Here is an 18,750-nt window from a genome sequence, read left to right on the forward strand (position 1 = left end):
CAAAAACGGGGCGAATTTTCTTGACCGGTTGGTCAGCTTGTGCTGCGCTATGACCCATAGCGTTTGTGCCCCTCGTAAGGGCCCGCAACAGGGAAAGGTTAGAAAATGGCAGCTCCGGGTGAAAATCTTCGGATCAATGGCGAACGGTTGTGGGACAGCCTGATGGAGATGGCGCAGATCGGCCCCGGCGTGGCCGGCGGCAACAACCGCCAAACCCTGACCGATGAGGATGCCAAGGGCCGCGCCTTGTTCCAAAGTTGGTGTGACGCCGCGGGCATGAGCATGGGCGTCGACACGATGGGCAATATGTTCGCCACCCGCGAAGGCACGGATGCGGGCGCGCTGCCTGTCTATATGGGCAGCCACCTTGATACCCAACCGACAGGCGGGAAATATGACGGGGTGCTTGGGGTCTTGGGCGCGCTGGAGGTTGTGCGCTCCATGAATGACGCAGGGATCAAGACCAAACATCCGATCGTCGTGACCAATTGGACGAATGAGGAAGGCGCGCGTTTTGCGCCTGCGATGTTGGCAAGCGGTGTCTTTGCCGGAATGCACAGTCAGGAATACGCTTACGACCGTCAGGACGGCGAAGGGCTGCGTTTCGGGGATGAGCTGGCACGGATCGGCTGGGTCGGGGATGAAAAGGTCGGGGCGCGCAAGATGCACGCGATGATCGAGTTGCACATCGAGCAAGGCCCGATACTGGAGGCCGAGGGCCGTGACGTCGGCGTTGTGACCCACGGCCAGGGCCTTTGGTGGCTGGAGATTACGCTGACGGGCAAGGATGCGCATACCGGCTCTACGCCGATGAACATGCGGGTCAATGCGGGGCTGGGTATGGCACGGATCACCGAGGCCGTTCACCGCATCGCCATGAGCCATCAACCCGGTGCCGTAGGCGCTGTGGGGCAATCGAATGTCTATCCCAACAGCCGCAATGTCATTCCGGGCAAGGCGGTGTTCACCGTCGATATCCGCAGCCCCGATCAGGACAAGCTGGACGCGATGAAGGCCGAGGTGACGCGCGCCGCACATGCGGTTGCGGCAGAACTGGGGCTTGGCATCGCGATCGAGGATGTCGGCCACTTTGATCCCGTCACCTTTGACGCGGGCCTTGTAACAGTGGTGCGCGCTGCGGCAGAGCGGCTTGGCTACAGCCATATGGATCTGATTTCGGGCGCGGGCCATGATGCTTGCTGGATCAACCGCGTGGCACCAACCGTGATGATCATGTGTCCTTGCGTGGACGGTCTTAGCCATAACGAGGCCGAGGAGATCAGCCCCGAATGGGCGGCTGCGGGCACGGATGTGATGTTCCATACAGTGCTAGAGGTGGCAGGGGTGGCGGCCTAAGGGCCATCACTCACGGGTATTCGGCCAGACAGATTTTACGCGACAGGGGAGAATGACGGATGAGCACGGTGATCAAAGGTGGCACGATTGTAACCCATGATCTGACCTATAAGGCGGATGTGTTGATCGAGGGCGGCAAGATCGCCGCCATCGGGCCATCGCTTTCGGGGGCTGAGGTGCTGGACGCGACCGGTTGCTACATCATGCCCGGCGGGATTGACCCGCATACCCATCTGGAGATGCCCTTCATGGGCACCTATTCCACCGATAACTTCGAATCCGGTACCCGCGCGGCGCTTGCGGGCGGCACCACGATGGTGATCGACTTTGCGCTGCCTGCGCCGGGTCAGGGGCTCTTGGATGCGCTGGACATGTGGCACAATAAATCGGGCCGCGCGCATTGCGATTACTCCTATCATATGGCGATCACCTGGTGGGGGGAGAAGGTCTTTGACGATATGGCCAAGGTCGTCGACAAGGGCATCACCAGCTTCAAGCATTTCCTCGCCTATAAGGGCGCGTTGATGGTTAATGATGATGAGCTCTATTCCAGCTTTCAGCGGGTGCATGATCTGGGCGCGATTGCGATGGTCCATGCCGAAAACGGCGATGTGGTGGCCGAAATGTCCGCGCGCCTTCTGGCCGAGGGCAACACCGGCCCCGAGGCCCACGCCTATTCCCGCCCGACGCAGGTTGAGGGCGAGGCGACAAACCGTGCCATCATGATCGCGGATATGGCCGGCGCGCCGCTTTATGTGGTGCATACCTCTTGTGAGGAAAGCCATGAGGCGATCCGCCGTGCGCGCCAGCAAGGCAAACGCGTTTGGGGGGAGCCGCTTATCCAGCATCTGACCTTGGACGAGAGCGAGTATTTCAACCCTGATTGGGACCATGCTGCCCGCCGCGTGATGTCGCCACCGTTCCGCAATAAGATGCATCAAGACAGCCTATGGGCGGGATTGTCGGCAGGCTCGCTGTCGGTTGTAGCAACCGATCACTGTGCCTTCAGCACGGAACAAAAACGCTTTGGGGTGGGTGATTTCACCAAGATCCCCAATGGCACCGGCGGGCTGGAGGACCGGATGCCGATGCTTTGGACTTACGGCGTGAACACGGGCCGAATCACGATGAATGAATTTGTGGCGACCACCTCTACCAATGCCGCGAAAATCTTTGGGATGTATCCGCGAAAAGGCGCTGTCGCCGTAGGGTCGGATGCCGATCTGGTGGTCTGGGACCCCGAAAAGGAAAAGGTAATCACCGCAGGCGCGCAGCAATCGGCCATTGATTACAACGTGTTTGAGGGTAAATCTGTCAAAGGCCTGCCACGTTTCACGCTGAGCCGCGGCCACGTTGCGGTGCATGACGGAGAAATGCGCAGCCAAGAGGGCCATGGCAAATTTGTCGCCCGAGAGCCGAACGGTGCCGTGAACCGCGCGCTGAGCCAGTGGAAAGAGCTGACCGCCCCACGCCCCGTCAAACGGTCCGGTATTCCGGCCAGCGGGGTTTAATCGTGACACGTCAATGCCGATCCCAGCACGAGGAAGCACTATGACGGATAAAGCAACCCCGGCGGTGATCACGGCAAAAGATGTGGAGCTGACGTTCCAGACCTCAGACGGGCCGGTCCATGCGTTGACGGGGGTGAACCTTACGATTGAAAAGGGTGATTTCGTCAGCTTCATCGGCCCGTCGGGCTGTGGCAAAACCACATTCCTGCGCTGTATCGCGGGCTTGGAAACCCCGACGGGGGGCGACCTTACCGTCAACGGGATGAGCGCGGATGAGGCACGCCGCGCCCGCGCTTATGGCTATGTGTTTCAGGCGGCGGGGCTTTACCCTTGGCGCACAATTGGCGGCAACATCCGCCTTCCGCTTGAGATCATGGGGTTTTCGCGCGCCGATCAGGCCGCGCGGGTGGAACGTGTTCTGGAACTTGTGGACCTCAAGGGGTTTGGCAAGAAATTCCCTTGGCAGCTTTCGGGCGGGATGCAGCAACGGGCCAGCATCGCGCGCGCGCTGGCCTTTGATGCGGAAATCCTGCTGATGGATGAACCCTTTGGCGCGCTTGATGAAATCGTGCGTGACCACCTGAATGAAGAGCTGCTCAAGCTTTGGGCGCGGACCGAAAAGACCATCGCCTTTGTCACCCACTCCATCCCCGAGGCGGTCTATCTGAGCACGAAGATTGTGGTGATGAGCCCGCGACCGGGCCGGATCGCCGATGTGATCGAAAGCCCGCTGCCGCGTATCCGCCCCTTGGATATACGCGACAGCGCTGATTTCATCGAGGTGGCGCACCGTGTGCGCGACGGTTTGCGTGCGGGGCATTCGGATGATGTTTGAACCATCACATCCAAGCGCTCTATGCCATGCGCAAAAACACGGAGGCCAAAGATGAAATCCGTAGGTCCGGTTCTGGTGGTTTTGGGCTGCATCCTTGCGATTTGGTATGCGGCGGCGGTTTTGTTGAATGCGCAATGGGAACGGGATCAGGCCGCGCGAGCCGATACCACAATCAGCTGGGTCGAAATCGTGCCGCGCAGCATGGCGCAAGATCGGCCTGTGCTGCCGGTCCCGCATCAGGTCGCCGCAGAGCTGTGGAAGCTGACCTGGGGCGAGGAAGTGCACGGGCGCAAGGGGCTGCTACGCTCCGGTAGCCTGTCGAAACGTGGGCTGTTGCTACATGCTTGGGTTACATTTTCTGCGACGGTTCTGGGCTTTGCCATCGGGTCGGGATTTGGGATTTTGCTGGCCGTGGGCATCGTCCACAACAAGGCGATGGACGCCTCGGTGATGCCGTGGGCGATTGCCAGCCAGACCATTCCGATTGTCGCCATTGCCCCGATGATCGTGGTGGTTTTGAACGCGGTGGGCGTTTCGGGCTTGCTGCCAAAGGCGCTTATCGCAGCTTACTTGAGCTTTTTCCCTGTTGTGGTTGGCATGGTCAAAGGGTTGCGCTCTCCTGATGCGATGCAGCTGGACCTGCTGCGCACCTATAGTGCAAGTGCAGCACAGGGACTTTGGAAGCTGCGGTTTCCGGCCTCTATGCCCTATCTGTTTGCCAGCCTGAAGGTGGGGGTTGCGGCCTCTTTGGTGGGGACAATCGTGGCCGAGATGCCTTTGGGCGGTGCGGGGTTGGGCACGCGGCTGCTGGCCGGATCGTACTATGGGCAGACCATCCAAATCTGGGCCACACTGTTTATTGCCGCAAGTCTGGCGGCGGCATCGGTGGTTTTGATCGGGGTGGTACAGCGCGGAACCCTTAAACGGATGGGGTTCGGGCGATGATGGGCAAAGCGGTTTATCTACGCAGAGTTGCGGCGGTCTTGGCGTTGATCTGTGCCGGATTTGCAGGGATGGGGCATGATGCCTTGGGGGCGGTCGTGCTGCTTGGGGTGATGCTCTTTGCTGTGCTGGCAGGGCGGCCGGTGATGGCCTTTGCCTATCTGCTGATTGCGGTCTGGCTTGCAGCTGGACTGTTGGCTGAAAAGGATTTTACCGCGCCGACTTGGCTTTCGGTGATCTTGGTCTGGATCTTGGCATGGATCGCGGTGTCTTTATTGGTCGAGATGCGCGTCAGAAACCCGCTGGCGGCACGTGGGTTGCGGCTGTTGGCGCCCTTGGTGTTCGGGGCTGCGGTGCTGTGGCTGTGGGAAATTGCGGTGCTAGGGTTTGAGGTTTCCCCCGTATTCGTACCGGCACCGAGCGCGATCGCCGCGCGTTTTGCCAGCAGTCTTGACGTGCTCTGGGGTGATTTTGTGCAAACCTTCGTCAAAGGCGCGCTCAGCGGTTATGTTATGGGATGCAGTGCCGCCGTGCTGGCCGCTGTGGCGGTGGACCGGTCCCCGTTCTTGCAGCGCGGATTGCTGCCGGTGGCCAATTTCGTCGCGGCCCTGCCAATCGTGGGTATCGCGCCGATTTTGGTGATGTGGTTCGGTTTTGACTGGCACTCCAAGGCGGCGGTTGTTGTTGTCATGGTGTTTTTCCCGGTGCTGGTGAACACGGTCGAAGGCTTGCAGGCCAGCGACAAGATGCAACGCGACCTGATGGCCACCTATTCGGCAAGCTATTGGCAAGGGCTTTTCAAGCTGCGCCTGCCTGCGGCGATGCCATTTGTTTTCAACGGGCTAAAGATCGCAACGACATTGGCGATGATCGGCGCAATCGTGGCCGAATTCTTTGGCAGCCCGACCCAAGGTATGGGCTTTCGCATCAGCACCGAGGTTGGCCGGCTGGGGCTTGATATGGTCTGGTCGGAAATTGCCGTGGCGGCAATGGCGGGATCGGCGTTTTACGCCGTCGTTGCGATGATCGAAAAAGGGGTGACATTCTGGCACCCTTCACAGAGGGGCCGCTGAACGGCCCCATAGGGGAGAATGGAAATGAACAAGCTACTTACGTCCGTTGCGGTGATCTTGATGGCCGGAACCGCACAGGCAGCCGATGATGTTACCCTGCAGCTTAAATGGGTCACACAGGCGCAGTTTGGCGGATATTATGCCGCGCTTGAGAACGGGTTTTATGACGATGAGGGCCTGAATGTGACCATCAAGGCCGGCGGGCCGGATGTGGCTCCGGTGCAGGTTTTGATGGGCGGTGGTGCGGATGTGATGGTCGACTGGATGCCATCGGCGCTGGCGGCACGCGAGCAGGGCGCGCCGGTGGTCAATATCGCGCAGCCCTACAAAGCCTCGGGGATGATGCTGACCTGTCTGAAGGAAAACGGTGTCGCCTCTCCGGATGATTTCAAGGGTAAGACGCTTGGCGTTTGGTTCTTTGGCAATGAATACCCGTTTCTAAGCTGGATGAGCACGCTTGGCATCCCGACTGAGGGCGGGCCTGACGGGGTCGAGGTCCTCAAGCAGGGGTTCAACGTTGACCCATTGCTGCAAAAGCAAGCGGCCTGCATTTCGACCATGACCTATAATGAGTACTGGCAAGTCCTCGATGCGGGCATCGGTGAAGAGGATCTGATCAACTTCAAATATGAGGATGAGGGTGTCTCTACGCTTGAAGACGGGCTTTATGTGCTGGAGGAAAACCTGAGCGACCCTGCCTTTGAGGATAAGATGGTCCGCTTTGTGCGCGCGTCGATGAAGGGCTGGAAATGGGCCGAAGAGAACACCGATGAGGCCGCCATGATGGTCTTGGACAATGACGAGACCGGGGCGCAGACCGAACGCCATCAAAAACGGATGATGGCGGAAGTGGCCAAGCTGACGGCGGGCAGCAATGGCGCGCTGGATCTGGCGGATTATGAGCGTACCGTGGCGACTTTGCTGGGCGGCGGTTCCGATCCGGTGATCTCAAAAGAGCCGGAAGGCGCTTATACTTTGGCAATTACGGATAAGGCGTTTCCGTAAGCCCTAGTTGCCTGATGTGCGGCCAAGCCCCGATATTCAGGGCTTGGCCGTTTTTGTATGGAGTTACAGGCCCAACAAGGATTTGGCCTGTGCCGCCGCATTTTCAGCGGTGATGCCGAACTCTTCATAAAGACGATCTGCGGGGGCCGAGGCGCCAAAGCTGTCCATCCCGACAAAGGCCGCTTTTTGTTCGCGACCACCCTGACCCAAAAGCCATTTGTCCCAGCCGGTGCGCACGCCGGCCTCGATTGCGACGCGTACGGGGCCGGGGGGCAGGATCTTGCGGCGGTAAGCATCGTCTTGCTCGGCAAACAGCTCCATACAAGGCATGGACACCACGCGGGCACCAATGCCCTCGGCCTCCAACAGCGCGCGGGCCTTTACCGCGATCTCTACCTCAGAGCCGGTTGCGATCAAGATCACCTGACGTTTGGCCTCGGCCTCTTGCAGCACATAGGCGCCTTTGGCGACGAGGTTCTGGTTGACGTGCTTGGAGCGCACCGCGGGCAGCCCCTGACGCGACAAAGCCATGACCGAAGGGGTCTTGGTTTGCGACAGCGCCACTTCCCAAGCCTCGGCGGTTTCGACCTGATCGGCAGGGCGCAGCACAAGCGTGTTGGGGGTGGCGCGGCTGATCGCCAGATGTTCAACGGGCTGGTGGGTTGGGCCATCCTCGCCCAGACCGATGGAGTCGTGGGTCATCACATAGACCACAGGAACCCCCATCAGCGCCGAAAGCCGCATCGCAGGGCGCGCGTAATCGGTAAAGCACATGAAGGTGCCCGAATAGGGCCGCACACCGCCATGCAGCGCCATGCCGTTCATCGCCGCAGCCATGCCGTGTTCGCGGATGCCGTAATAGACGTAGCGCCCGGCGCGGTTTTCAGGCGAGAACATGCCCAGATCGCCGGTCTTGGTGTTGTTGGAACCGGTCAGATCGGCAGAGCCGCCCATGGTTTCCTTCATCACCGGATTGATAACCTCCAGCGCTTTTTCGGACGCCGCGCGGGTGGCGAGCTTCGGCATGGTTTCCACCGCCTGCTTTTTCAAAGCGCGTACGATGGCCGCAAGCTTGGCCGGGGCCTCGCCTTTGAAAATACGGGTGAACTCGGCCTTGCGGGTGTCGGACAGCGTCTCGAAACGGCCCTCCCATGCCTTGCGGGTATCGAGGCCGCGGGCGCCGATTGCCTCCCACGCTTGCTTGATGTCGGCGGGAATGTCGAAGGGACCGTGGGGCCAGCCGTAGACCTTGCGGGTCTCGGCGATCAGCTCGGGAGAGGTGAGCGCACCATGCCCCTTGGATGTGTCCTGTGCCGAGGACCCCAGCGCGATATGCGTCTTGCAAGAGATCATCGCAGGGCGTGGGCTTTTCTTGGCGGCGGTGATGGCGCGGTCGATATCTACCGGATCATGGCCGTCACATTCAAAGACATCCCAACCACTGGCGGCAAAGCGTGCCTTCTGGTCGGTGATGTCGGACAGCGAAACTTTGCCGTCGATGGTAATGCCGTTATTGTCCCACATCACGATCAAGCGCGACAGTTCGTGCTTGCCGGCAAGGCCGATCGCCTCTTGGCTGACGCCTTCCATCAAGCAACCGTCACCGGCGATGACATAGGTGAAGTGGTCGATGATCTTGGCACCCCAGCGCGCGCGCAGGTTTTCCTCGGCCATGGCAAAGCCTACCGCGTTGGAAATGCCCTGACCAAGCGGGCCGGTCGTGGTCTCAATACCTGTCGCATGGCCGTATTCGGGGTGACCTGCCGTGATCGCCCCCCATTGGCGGAAGTTCTTGATCTGCTCCAGCGTCATATCGGCATAGCCGGTCAGGTGCAGCAGCGAATAAAGCAGCATGGAGCCATGCCCCGCCGAAAGGATAAAGCGGTCCCGATCCGGCCATTTCGGTGCCAGCGGGTCAAACTTCAGGTGATTTTCAAAAAGCACCGTGGCCACATCCGCCATCCCCATCGGCATTCCCGAGTGGCCGGAGTTGGCAGCAGCAACCGCATCCAGGGTTAGGGTGCGAATGGCACAGGCCTTGTTCCAATGGTCGGGGTGCTGGGCGCGCAGTGTGGCAATATCCAAAGCTCTGATCCTTCGTCGATGAGGCAATCCGGGGTAGCACGTCATGTGCATTTTCCGGACAGGCGATGCGGTTGTCGGGTGGATGGGCCAATTAGCCCCTTGTTGAAGTGTTCCTTAGGTGAATAACAGCCTTGACGGCAAGATCAAGCACGTCCAGCAACTGCTTGATCCTAAAGGGGGGCGCATTTAACTGTATCTTTGGGATAAGATCGACAAAAGGATTGGGGCAGGCGATTCGGATGACGCGAGAGAGACGTGACATACAGCAGAATAATCCGCCACCAGGGCAGAATAGAATTCAAGGCGCCGGTTCAGTGTGCCAAAAGACCAAAAGGGCAAAGGGGCATTTGAATGAGTGACCAAAGCAACATAGCAGAGCTTGAACGCCGGATCACAGCGGCACTTGCCCGGATCGGTGCAGGGCTTGATAATCTGGCGGAAACGCCGACAGAGGTGGCGCCAAGCGTTGATGTCACCGCGCTGGAGGCGGAGGTGACCCGCTTGAAGGCTGCCCTTGTCGCAGAGCAAGCGACGGTGGCCGAGCTGACCGAAAAGCTGAACGTGGCAAGCAAAGCACCGCCCCAGCCCGCAGCGGACCCGAAAGTTGCCAAGATGGCGCAACAGCTTGATATTCAAGGGTTAGAGCTGCAACGTATGCGTAAATCAACCGTGCAGCTGCGTGAACATCTGCGCGTTTTGCATGAGGCGGCGGTCGAAAATATGGTCGACCCGCAGCTCATCAACAAAGCGATGCAGGCAGAGCTGGAATCCCTGCGCGCCACACGCCACACCGAAACCGCCGAAATGGACGAGATTCTGGCCGAGTTGAAACCGCTGATCGAGGAGGCCCGTGCCAATGGCTGAACTGGAAATCACAATCGGGGGCCGCAGCTTCATGGTGGCCTGCCAAGAAGGCGAGGAGCACTTCTTGCAAACTGCCGCCTCCATGCTCAACAGCGAGGCTGATCCTTTGGTGACGCAGATGGGCCGCTTGCCCGAATCGCGTATGCTATTGATGGCGGGGCTGATGCTTGCTGATCGAACCGCATCGGTGGAAGATCAGAATCGGGTGCTCAAAGCGCGGGTCGAGGAGCTGGAAAGCCAGCCTGCGCCGGAACCGCAGCAGGTTGAAATTGCCGTCATTCCGCCACAAATCCCCGAAACCATGGCCGAAATCGCCGCACGGGCAGAGGCTTTGGCCGATAAGGTTGAGGAAAAGGTGAAAGCTTAAGGCCTTCAGTTCACTCAGCTTACTAACGCATAAAGGCAGGCATATTGCCTGCCTTTTCAATACGCTTCACGCCGTTGCTTAGGCGTTTGCTTCACGGATTTTTTTGGCGGCTTCTTTGTTGAAGGGCACGCCTTGGGTTTCCAGCATCTGGTCCAGCTCACCGTTCAATGTCATCTCGGTGATGATGTCACAGCCGCCCACAAACTCACCCTTGACGTAAAGCTGGGGGATTGTCGGCCAGTCGGAAAAATCCTTGATGCCTTGACGGATATCAGCATTTTCCAGCACGTTCACATCGGAAAATTCTACGCCCATAAAGTTCAAGACACCGGCCACGCGGGAGGAAAAGCCGCATTGTGGCGCGTCTTTGGTGCCCTTCATGAACAGGACGACAGTATTCGTGTCGATAAGGCCTTGGATCGTTTCTTTTGCGTTTGTCATAGTCTGATTTCCTGTTCTTGCGGCGGAAAAGTTGTTTAATCCGGCGCTTTGGTGGTGAGGGCCAATGCGTGCAATTCACCATTCGCGCCGTCCATCTTGCCCTTGAGGCTGGCATAGACCGCGCGCTGCTGTTGCACGCGGTTCATGCCCTTGAAGCTTGCGTCAATCACCTCTGCGGCCCAGTGGTTTCCGTCACCGGCAAGGTCGGTAATGGTGATCTGCGCATCCGGGAAACTGTCCCGGATCAGATTTTCGATGTCCTGCGCTTGCATTGGCATAAGAATTCTCCTGTCTTCACGTTCAATCTAGGCGGGGGGGCGCAATGCTTCAAGGCGCATGTCCACCAGCATTGCCCCCTGCCAAAGAATTACCCGTCAATTGCGCGCTCAAAAGCCGTCCGGTAAAGGGTTGAAAGCTCTGCAAGGTTTGTGGAAACCGATCCGAAACAAACACTCTCCCCGCCAAACTGCCCGACTTGTTTAACCGGCACGCCGGCCTTTTCGCCCGCAGCAATCAGCGCAGCCGCATCAGCCACATCACAGGCAACCAAATAGCGCGCCTGATCTTCGGCAAAGAGCGTGGTCACGGATTCGCTTTCCAACCACAAGCCAAGCTTGGCAGCCTCGGCCATCTCAAAGGCGGCCAAACCAAGCCCGCCATCGCTTAGATCGGTGGCAGCATGGAGCAAGGCTTTGTTTTCGCGCAGAAACTCACCATGTTTACGCTCTGCCACAAGGTCTACTGGTGGGGCGTCGCCACCCTCAATTCCAAAGGCCTCAACCAGCAAGGCAGACTGGCCCATATGGCCCCGGGTTTCCCCGATGACCAGCGCCATATCACCGTTTTGGGGCAGGCCAGAGATCATATCTTCGGCGCAGGCCAAAAGCCCAACTGCGCCGATCGTCGGCGTGGGCAGAATACCGGTGCCATCGGTTTCATTATAAAGCGAGACGTTGCCCGATACGATCGGCATATCGAGGGCTGCAACCGCCTCACCGATACCTTTGATCGCGCCAACAAGCTGGCCCATAATCTCGGGCTTCTCAGGATTGCCGAAGTTAAGGTTATCCGTCGACGCCAAGGGCGTGGCCCCCAGCGCACAAAGGTTGCGGTAGGCCTCGGCCACGGCTTGCTTGCCGCCCTCAAAGGGGTTGGCCATGACATAGCGCGGTGTCACATCGCTGGTAAAGGCCAGTAGTTTTTGCGTGTCATGCACCCGCACCACACCGGCCCCAAGGCCCGGTGCGCGCACGGTATCAGCCATAACCATGCTGTCATATTGTTCATAGACCCATGCTTTATGTGCATAGTTCGGGCTGCCGATCAGGGCGCGCAGTGCATCCATCGGGCTGATTTTCGGGATATTTCCCAATGGCTTGGCGGCAGGCGTTTCCACCCACGGCCGGTCATACTCCGGCGCGGATGATGCCAGCTTTGACAGCGGCAGATCCGCCACCACGTCGTTGCCGTGCAAGATCAGGAAGCGATCCTCGGGGATGGTTTCCCCGACAATGGCAAAATCCAGATCCCATTTCACAAATACGGCCCGGGCCTCTGCCTCTAGCTCGGGATTGAGGACCATGAGCATGCGTTCTTGTGATTCCGAGAGCATCATCTCATAGGCCGTCATATTGGCTTCGCGCTGCGGCACGTCATTAAGCTGCAGCTTGATGCCCAGCTTGCCTTTGTCGCCCATTTCCACCGCCGAGCAGGTCAGGCCAGCGGCCCCCATATCTTGGATGGAGATCACGGCACCGGTTGCCATCAGCTCCAAGCAGGCCTCCAGCAGGCGTTTTTCGGTGAAGGGGTCGCCAACTTGCACGGTGGGGCGTTTTTCCTCGATCGTGTCGTCGAATTCGGCCGATGCCATCGTGGCACCGCCAACGCCGTCACGCCCGGTTTTTGCACCCAGATAAACAACAGGCATGCCCACGCCCGAGGCGACGGAGTAAAAGATCTTATCCGCATCCGCCAAACCTGCGGCAAAGGCATTCACAAGGCAGTTGCCGTTATAGCTGCTGTGGAAACGGACCTCACCGCCGATGGTCGGCACGCCAAAAGCGTTGCCATAGCTGCCGACGCCTTCGACCACACCCTTGACCAAATGCGCGGTCTTGGGGTGGGAGGGCAGGCCAAAGCTCAGCGCGTTCATCGCGGCAATCGGGCGGGCACCCATGGTGAACACATCGCGCAAAATGCCGCCGACACCTGTCGCGGCACCCTCGTGGGGTTCAATATAAGAGGGGTGGTTGTGGCTTTCCATCTTGAAGATCACAGCCTGACCATCGCCGATATCTACAACGCCCGCGTTCTCTCCGGGGCCGCAAATCACCTGAGGGCCGGTGGTGGGCAGGGTGCGCAGCCATTTCTTGGAGGATTTGTAAGAGCAATGCTCATTCCACATGGCAGAAAAGATGCCAAGTTCGGTGAAGCTCGGCTCTCTTCCGATAATCTCCAGAAGGCGATCATATTCATCGGGCTTGAGGCCGTGTGCGGCGATCAGTTCTGGCGTGATTGCGGGTTCGGTCATGGCAATTCCCCATCGGCTCATTGTTGCCGCGTCCATATGGCAAACTGCGGTCAAGGGGAAGTGCAAAGGACGGCCGCAACGTCGGATATGCGCTATTTGCCGAAGGAAAAGCCGGTTTGTGCGGCGGCGGGCAAAAAAAAGGGCCGAGCTAACGCTCGGCCAAGTCCAACAGGGAGGTATGAAAGTGACAAGAGCTAGTCATTGCCGCTTCCATGAGGTTCAGATAGGCCCGCAACCTTGGCCGTGCAAGGGGTTTGGCTGCCTGTGTGTTGAATGGCCGCTATGTGTTTATTGCATAGCTGGGTCGGGCTCGGGGAAATGCGCAGCAACTGCGGATCAGGCCTTCACCTCTTCCAGTTCACGCTGCTGTTTGCGGTAGGCGAAAATTTCTTCGGTTACGAAATCCCGAAAAGCCGCGACACGCTTGGAGGTGCGCAGCTCTTCCGGATAGGCAAGGAATACCGGAACCTCACCTGATTCTATCTCGGGCAGAACGCGCACGAGGTTGGGGAAATCCTCGGTCAGGTAATCCGGCAGTACGCCGATGCCCAGATGCGACAAGACCCCCTGCAGAACCCCGAAGTAATTGTTCACGGTCAGCAAGGACGGGATGTCATAGGCCAGAATTTTCTGGGTCAGTGAGGCACCTGCCGCAACCTGTGCGGCGGCGGTATTCTGGCAAATCAGGCGATGTTGGGAGAAGTCCTCAATCACGTCTATCGGGCCCGCCTGCGCAAGATATTCCGGGGTTGCATAAAGCCGCATCCGGATGTTCATCAGACGCCGCCGGATCAGATCGGCCTGATTGGGTTCTTTCATGCGAATGGCCACATCAGCCTCTCGCATCGGTAGATCAAGCACGCGTTCCTCAAGCATCAGGTGGATTTTCAGCCCGGGGTATTTGGCGTAAAGCTTGGGCAAGCGCGGGGCGAGCCAGAGGGTGCCGAAGCCCGTAGCTGTGGTGACGCGCAATTCGCCGAACACGCCATCCTCACTGTCGCGGATCCGTGCGGCCGTCGTTTCTAGTCGTTTGACCATGGATTTTGTCGCATCAAACAAGAGCTCGCCTTGCTCTGTCAGGATGAGACCACGGGCATGGCGGTGGAAAAGCGTGACGTTCAGGCTTTCTTCAAGCGAGCGCACCTGCCGCGATACGGCGGATTGCGACAGGTGTAGTACATCACCAGCATGGGTCAGGCTGCCAGCATCGGCAACCGCGTGAAATATTCTTAATTTATCCCAATCCATCCCGGTACTCTTCCTTATTTCGCGTAGAATACCACGACCCACACCAACTATCGACTGTGATTGGTGAATAAAGGGTTAATCTGGGTAAATAATTCCGCTTGGTAGGTCATATGTTTTGACCTATATTGGGGGTCTATAAGCATTTGCGGGGAGGTGTGCCATGACCAAGCATGAGGTTTCATTGAATGACCGGCTGGATTTAACCAAATCGCCGGTGCTTATGAACGGGACGCAGGCGCTGGTGCGGCTGATGCTGATGCAAAAGGCGCGCGATACGGCGGCGGGGCTTAACACGGCGGGCTTGGTGACGGGGTATCGCGGGTCGCCGCTGGGTGCGGTGGACCAGCAGATGATGCGCGCGGAAAAAACACTGCAGGCCGCCGATATCACCTTTCAGCCGGGCTTGAATGAGGATCTGGCCGCGACCGCGATCTGGGGCTCGCAGCAGGCAGAGCTGCGCGGGCAAGGGCGTTTTGACGGTGTGTTCGGCCTTTGGTACGGCAAGGGGCCGGGGGTGGATCGCTCGGGTGATGTGATGCGCCACGCCAACCTTGCGGGCACCTCGCGTCATGGCGGTGTGATTATGGCCTTGGGTGATGACCATACGGGCGAAAGCTCCACCACTTGCCATCAGTCGGAATGGGCAGCGGTGGACGCCTCAATTCCGGTTATCTCGCCGGCAGGGGTGCAGGAGATTCTTGACTACGGGCTGTACGCCTATGCTTTGTCACGGTTTTCCGGCCTTTGGACTGGCTTGAAATTGATGAAAGACACGGTCGAGGCGACAAGCGTGGTGGATGCGCGGCTTGATCGGATGCAGTTTGTGGTCCCCGATTTCGCGATGCCGCCGGGGGGGCTTAACATTCGCCTTGCCGACCATTGGGTGCCGCAGGAAGAGCGTTTGGTGAATCACAAACGCTTTGCTGCCGAGGCGTTTTCACGCGCCAATGGTATGGATCGCCGGGTTTGGGGCAAGCCGGGGGCGAAGATCGGGCTGGTTGCTGCGGGCAAGAACTGGCTGGATCTGGTTCATGCGCTGTCGCTGCTGGGGATTGATGAGGCCGAGGCCGAGCGGCTTGGCATCACCACCTATAAGGTCGGGCAGCCTTGGCCTTTGGATATGCACAGCTTTCACGACTGGGCCGACGGGTTGGACCTGATCATCGTGGTCGAGGAGAAGCGCAAGCTGATCGAGGTGCAGATCAAGGAATCGATTTTCGATGACCGGCGCGGGCGACGTGTTTGGGGCGGGCGCAAGGGTTCGCCTGAGGCGGAGGTGCTGTTTCCGGTGCCGATGTCGCTGGATCCGGTGATGATCGCGCGTAAGCTGGGCGGGATATTTGTTGACGAAGGACGCGGCACAGACAGGTTGAAGGACGCCTTGCAACGTCTTGATCAGGTAACGAAATCCGACAATGCCGAGGATATCGCTGCGCGTTTGCCTTATTTTTGTTCGGGCTGTCCGCATAACACCTCCACGCTCTTGCCTGAGGGTGCGCGTGCGGGGGGCGGCATCGGCTGTCATACCATGGCGCTCTGGATGGATCGCGGGACGTCAGGGCTGACGCAGATGGGCGGCGAGGGCATGTCTTGGGTCGGCGAAGCGCCGTTTTCCAAGACCGAACATGTGTTCCAGAACCTTGGCGACGGCACCTATAACCACTCGGGCATTCTTGCCATTCGTGGGGCCTTGGCCGCGGGAACCAATATCACCTATAAAATCCTGTATAATGATGCCGTTGCCATGACCGGCGGTCAGGATAATGAGGGCGATCTGGATGCTTACCGTATCGTCGCAGAGGTGCAGGCCATGGGCGTGCAAAATATCGCGGTGGTCTATGATCCGAAACAGGCGGTGAACCTGTCGCTCTTTCCTTCGTCGGTGCAAAAATACACCCGTGATGCGATTATTGAGGTGCAAGAGAAGTTTAGCAAGATCAAAGGTGTATCCGTCATTGTTTACATCCAGACCTGTGCGGCCGAAAAGCGGCGTCGTCGCAAGCGCGGGTTGTTTCCTGATCCGGACAAGCGAGTGTTTATCAATACCGATATTTGCGAAGGCTGTGGGGATTGCGGGGTGCAGTCGAACTGTGTGTCGATTGTTCCAGTGGAAACCGAATTGGGTCGCAAACGGGCAATTGATCAATCATCCTGCAACAAGGATTATTCATGTGTTTCAGGGTTTTGCCCGTCATTCCTAACGTTAGAGGGTGCAAGGATTAAAAGGGCCGCGACTGCGCAGATTGATCTACCCGATTTGCCGGATCCGGTTTTGCCGTTGATAAACGGGACCTATAACGTGGTGATTACAGGCGTTGGCGGAACGGGCGTTGTGACGGTCGGCGCGATCTTGGCGATGGCGGCGCATGTTGATGGCAAGGGCGCGGGGATGATGGAAATGGCGGGGCTGGCCCAAAAGGGCGGTGCGGTGCATATCCATTGCCGCCTTGCCGAAAGCCCCGCTGATATTTCCGCCATCCGCGTGGCTGTGGGCGAGGCCGATGCCGTGATTGGCGGTGATCTGGTGGTGAGCGCGGGGGCAAAGACGCTTGGGCTGATGACAACGGGCCGCACAGGCGCTGTGGTCAACAGCCATGAGATTATCACCGGAGAGTTCACGCAAAATACAGAATTTAGGATACCTTCCGATAGGTTGCAGCTTTCTCTTGAGGCACGACTAAATTCACGGGTGGCGTTTTTCGATGCGACCGAATTGGCGCGGGCGACGCTGGGCGATAGCATCTACTCCAACATGTTGGTCTTTGGGGCCGCGTGGCAACAGGGCCTTATTCCTTTGTCGCTGGAGGCTATTTCTGCGGCGATCACATTGAATGGTGCGGGCCCGGAACGGAACTTGCGGGCGTTTTCCTTGGGGCGTTGGGCCGTTTCTTATCCCGATGCGGTGGCGAAAATCCTTGCGCCTGAGGTGGCTGATGCCGCCGATCCCATCGCGTTCCGCCTTGCGCATCTGCGTGATTACGGCGATGCCGAGCGTGTCGCCAAGTTTGAGAAACTGGTTGAGGAAGCGCCAGAGACCTTAAAATTAAGCGTGGCAAAAGGCTATCATAAGCTACTGGCAATCAAGGATGAATATGAGGTGGCGCGCCTTCATCTCGACAGCGTAGAGAAAGCGAGGAATGAGTTTGACGGAGAGTTGAAGCCGACCTTCCATCTGGCGCCTCCTTTCCTGCCGGGGCGCGATGCCTTGGGGCGGCCGAAAAAGCGCGCTTTCGGGCCGTGGATTGTGCCTTTGTTCCGGATGCTGGTTCGCATGCGTGCCCTGCGGGGTAAATGGTATGACCCCTTTGGCCAATCGGTAGAGCGGCGGATGGAACATGCGCTGATCGCGGAGTATGAGGCCGATATGCATGAGGTGTTTAATAGCTTTAATCCGGAGAAATCACATATTGCCAAGGCATTGGCAGAACTCCCTCTGACAATACGGGGCTTTGGGCCGGTCAAACATGCAAATGCGCTGAAGGCTGCCGAGACACGGGCGCAATTGCTTGCAGATTGGCGCAAGGGCTTGGATGGTCCGTTGCAGGCAGCGGAATAATCGGGGTCTTTCACACCGGCGCGCGCAGGCGTATGGTCGCCCAAATGGAGCAACTCCAGACACGAGGGCGATTATATGGCGGTTGGGGTTTTCGACAGCGGGCTTGGCGGATTGACGGTGCTGGATGCGCTGATGAAACATATGCCGGATCAGGCGTTTATCTATTTGGGCGATAACGCGAATGCGCCTTATGGTACCCGCACATCCGACGATATTTTCGACCTGACCTGTGCCGCGACCGAACGGCTGTGGGAAGAGGGCTGCGATCTGGTAGTCTTGGCTTGCAACACGGCCTCGGCGGCGGCGCTCAAGCGAATGCAGGAAACTTGGTTGCCCAGTGACAAGCGGGTTTTGGGTGTTTTCGTGCCGATGATCGAGGCGGTGACCGAGCGCCAATGGGGCGATAACTCGCCGCCGCGAGAGGTCGACGTAAAGCATATCGCGCTTTTCGCAACGCCCGCCACAGTGGCCAGCCGCGCCTTCCAGCGCGAACTGGCTTACCGCGCCATCGGTGTCGATGTGGAGGCGCAGCCCTGTGGTGGGCTTGTCGATGCGCTGGAGCAGGGCGACGAAATGCTGGCCGAGGCTTTGGTGCGATCGCATGTTGAGGCCCTTATGCGGCGGATGCCTGCACCGGATGCGGCAGTTCTTGGGTGTACGCATTTCCCCTTGGTGGAAAAAGCCTTTGCCGAAGCTTTGGGGCCAAGCGTAAAAGTGTTTTCACAACCCAATTTGGTTGCCGCCGCCTTGTCGGATTATCTGGAACGTCATCCGGAGATGCGTGGCGCGGGCAAAGAAACACGGTTTTTGACCACTGGCGATCCGGTGCGGGTTGGCAATAAGGCCACCCAGTTCCTGCGCCGCAAAATAGGTTTTGAAGCAGCCTAAAGCCTGCTACGATACGCCCCATGCCCTCATGCGCCAAATGTGGTAAGCT

At 58.6% G+C, this 18,750-nt stretch carries 15 protein-coding genes; 10 read left to right on the forward strand and 5 right to left on the reverse strand.

Translation table 11 applies throughout. From position 1 onward, the window contains the following. The first annotated feature begins 105 nt into the window (after positions 1–105). From EOK75_RS13420 to EOK75_RS13445, 6 genes are all read left to right on the forward strand, one after another. Positions 106–1,356 (forward strand): Zn-dependent hydrolase, encoded by a 1,251-nt coding sequence (locus EOK75_RS13420; protein ID WP_137194594.1) that lies wholly within the window; start codon positions 106–108, stop codon positions 1,354–1,356. A 59-nt stretch (positions 1,357–1,415) separates the two neighbouring features. Beyond that, complete coding sequence (gene hydA / locus EOK75_RS13425) at positions 1,416–2,867, forward strand: dihydropyrimidinase (RefSeq protein WP_137194595.1); 1,452 nt, start codon at positions 1,416–1,418, stop codon at positions 2,865–2,867. Positions 2,868–2,907: 40 nt separating this feature from the next. After that, positions 2,908–3,702, forward strand: coding sequence for an ABC transporter ATP-binding protein (locus EOK75_RS13430; RefSeq protein WP_137194596.1), 795 nt, complete (start codon positions 2,908–2,910; stop codon positions 3,700–3,702). A gap of 51 nt (positions 3,703–3,753) precedes the next feature. Then, a complete protein-coding gene (locus EOK75_RS13435) occupies positions 3,754–4,647 on the forward strand; it encodes an ABC transporter permease (protein WP_137194597.1) in 894 nt (297 codons plus the stop codon). A gap of 281 nt (positions 4,648–4,928) precedes the next feature. Next, entirely contained in the window at positions 4,929–5,717 is a 789-nt protein-coding gene (locus EOK75_RS13440) for an ABC transporter permease (protein WP_240794128.1), read from the forward strand. 24 nt (positions 5,718–5,741) lie between these two features. After that, positions 5,742–6,722 carry an ABC transporter substrate-binding protein gene (locus tag EOK75_RS13445; RefSeq protein ID WP_137194598.1) on the forward strand — a complete coding sequence of 327 codons (981 nt, stop codon included), beginning with the start codon at positions 5,742–5,744 and terminating at the stop codon, positions 6,720–6,722. A gap of 63 nt (positions 6,723–6,785) precedes the next feature. Here the strand turns inward: EOK75_RS13445 and tkt are convergent, their stop codons facing one another. Next, positions 6,786–8,807, reverse strand: coding sequence for a transketolase (tkt, locus tag EOK75_RS13450; protein ID WP_137194599.1), 2,022 nt, complete (start codon positions 8,805–8,807; stop codon positions 6,786–6,788). 351 nt (positions 8,808–9,158) lie between these two features. Here tkt and EOK75_RS13455 point away from each other — a divergent pair, with 351 nt between their 5' ends. Continuing rightward, positions 9,159–9,671, forward strand: a complete 513-nt coding sequence (locus EOK75_RS13455; protein ID WP_137194600.1) for a hypothetical protein — start codon at positions 9,159–9,161, stop codon at positions 9,669–9,671. Further along, complete coding sequence (locus tag EOK75_RS13460) at positions 9,664–10,038, forward strand: cell division protein ZapA (protein ID WP_137194601.1); 375 nt, start codon at positions 9,664–9,666, stop codon at positions 10,036–10,038. Before EOK75_RS13455 ends, EOK75_RS13460 begins: the two co-directional genes overlap by 8 nt. 78 nt (positions 10,039–10,116) lie before the next feature. Here EOK75_RS13460 and grxD read toward each other — a convergent pair whose 3' ends face one another. From grxD to EOK75_RS13480, 4 genes are all read right to left on the reverse strand, one after another. Continuing rightward, complete coding sequence (gene grxD / locus EOK75_RS13465) at positions 10,117–10,479, reverse strand: Grx4 family monothiol glutaredoxin (protein ID WP_137194602.1); 363 nt, start codon at positions 10,477–10,479, stop codon at positions 10,117–10,119. 35 nt (positions 10,480–10,514) lie between these two features. Next, positions 10,515–10,757, reverse strand: a complete 243-nt coding sequence (locus EOK75_RS13470) for a BolA family protein (RefSeq protein ID WP_137194603.1) — start codon at positions 10,755–10,757, stop codon at positions 10,515–10,517. A gap of 89 nt (positions 10,758–10,846) precedes the next feature. After that, complete coding sequence (purL, locus tag EOK75_RS13475) at positions 10,847–13,009, reverse strand: phosphoribosylformylglycinamidine synthase subunit PurL (RefSeq protein WP_137194604.1); 2,163 nt, start codon at positions 13,007–13,009, stop codon at positions 10,847–10,849. Positions 13,010–13,345: 336 nt separating this feature from the next. Next, a complete protein-coding gene (locus EOK75_RS13480; protein ID WP_137194605.1) occupies positions 13,346–14,257 on the reverse strand; it encodes a LysR family transcriptional regulator in 912 nt (303 codons plus the stop codon). Positions 14,258–14,417: 160 nt separating this feature from the next. On the opposite strand from EOK75_RS13480, the gene EOK75_RS13485 reads away from it, so the two are divergent. After that, positions 14,418–17,813, forward strand: a complete 3,396-nt coding sequence (locus tag EOK75_RS13485) for an indolepyruvate ferredoxin oxidoreductase family protein (RefSeq protein ID WP_137194606.1) — start codon at positions 14,418–14,420, stop codon at positions 17,811–17,813. Between the two features lie 75 nt (positions 17,814–17,888). Further along, a complete protein-coding gene (gene murI, locus EOK75_RS13490) occupies positions 17,889–18,701 on the forward strand; it encodes a glutamate racemase (protein WP_137194607.1) in 813 nt (270 codons plus the stop codon). Positions 18,702–18,750: the final 49 nt, after the last annotated feature.

Source organism: Pseudorhodobacter turbinis (assembly GCF_005234135.1).
GTDB classification, from domain to species: domain Bacteria; phylum Pseudomonadota; class Alphaproteobacteria; order Rhodobacterales; family Rhodobacteraceae; genus Pseudorhodobacter; species Pseudorhodobacter turbinis.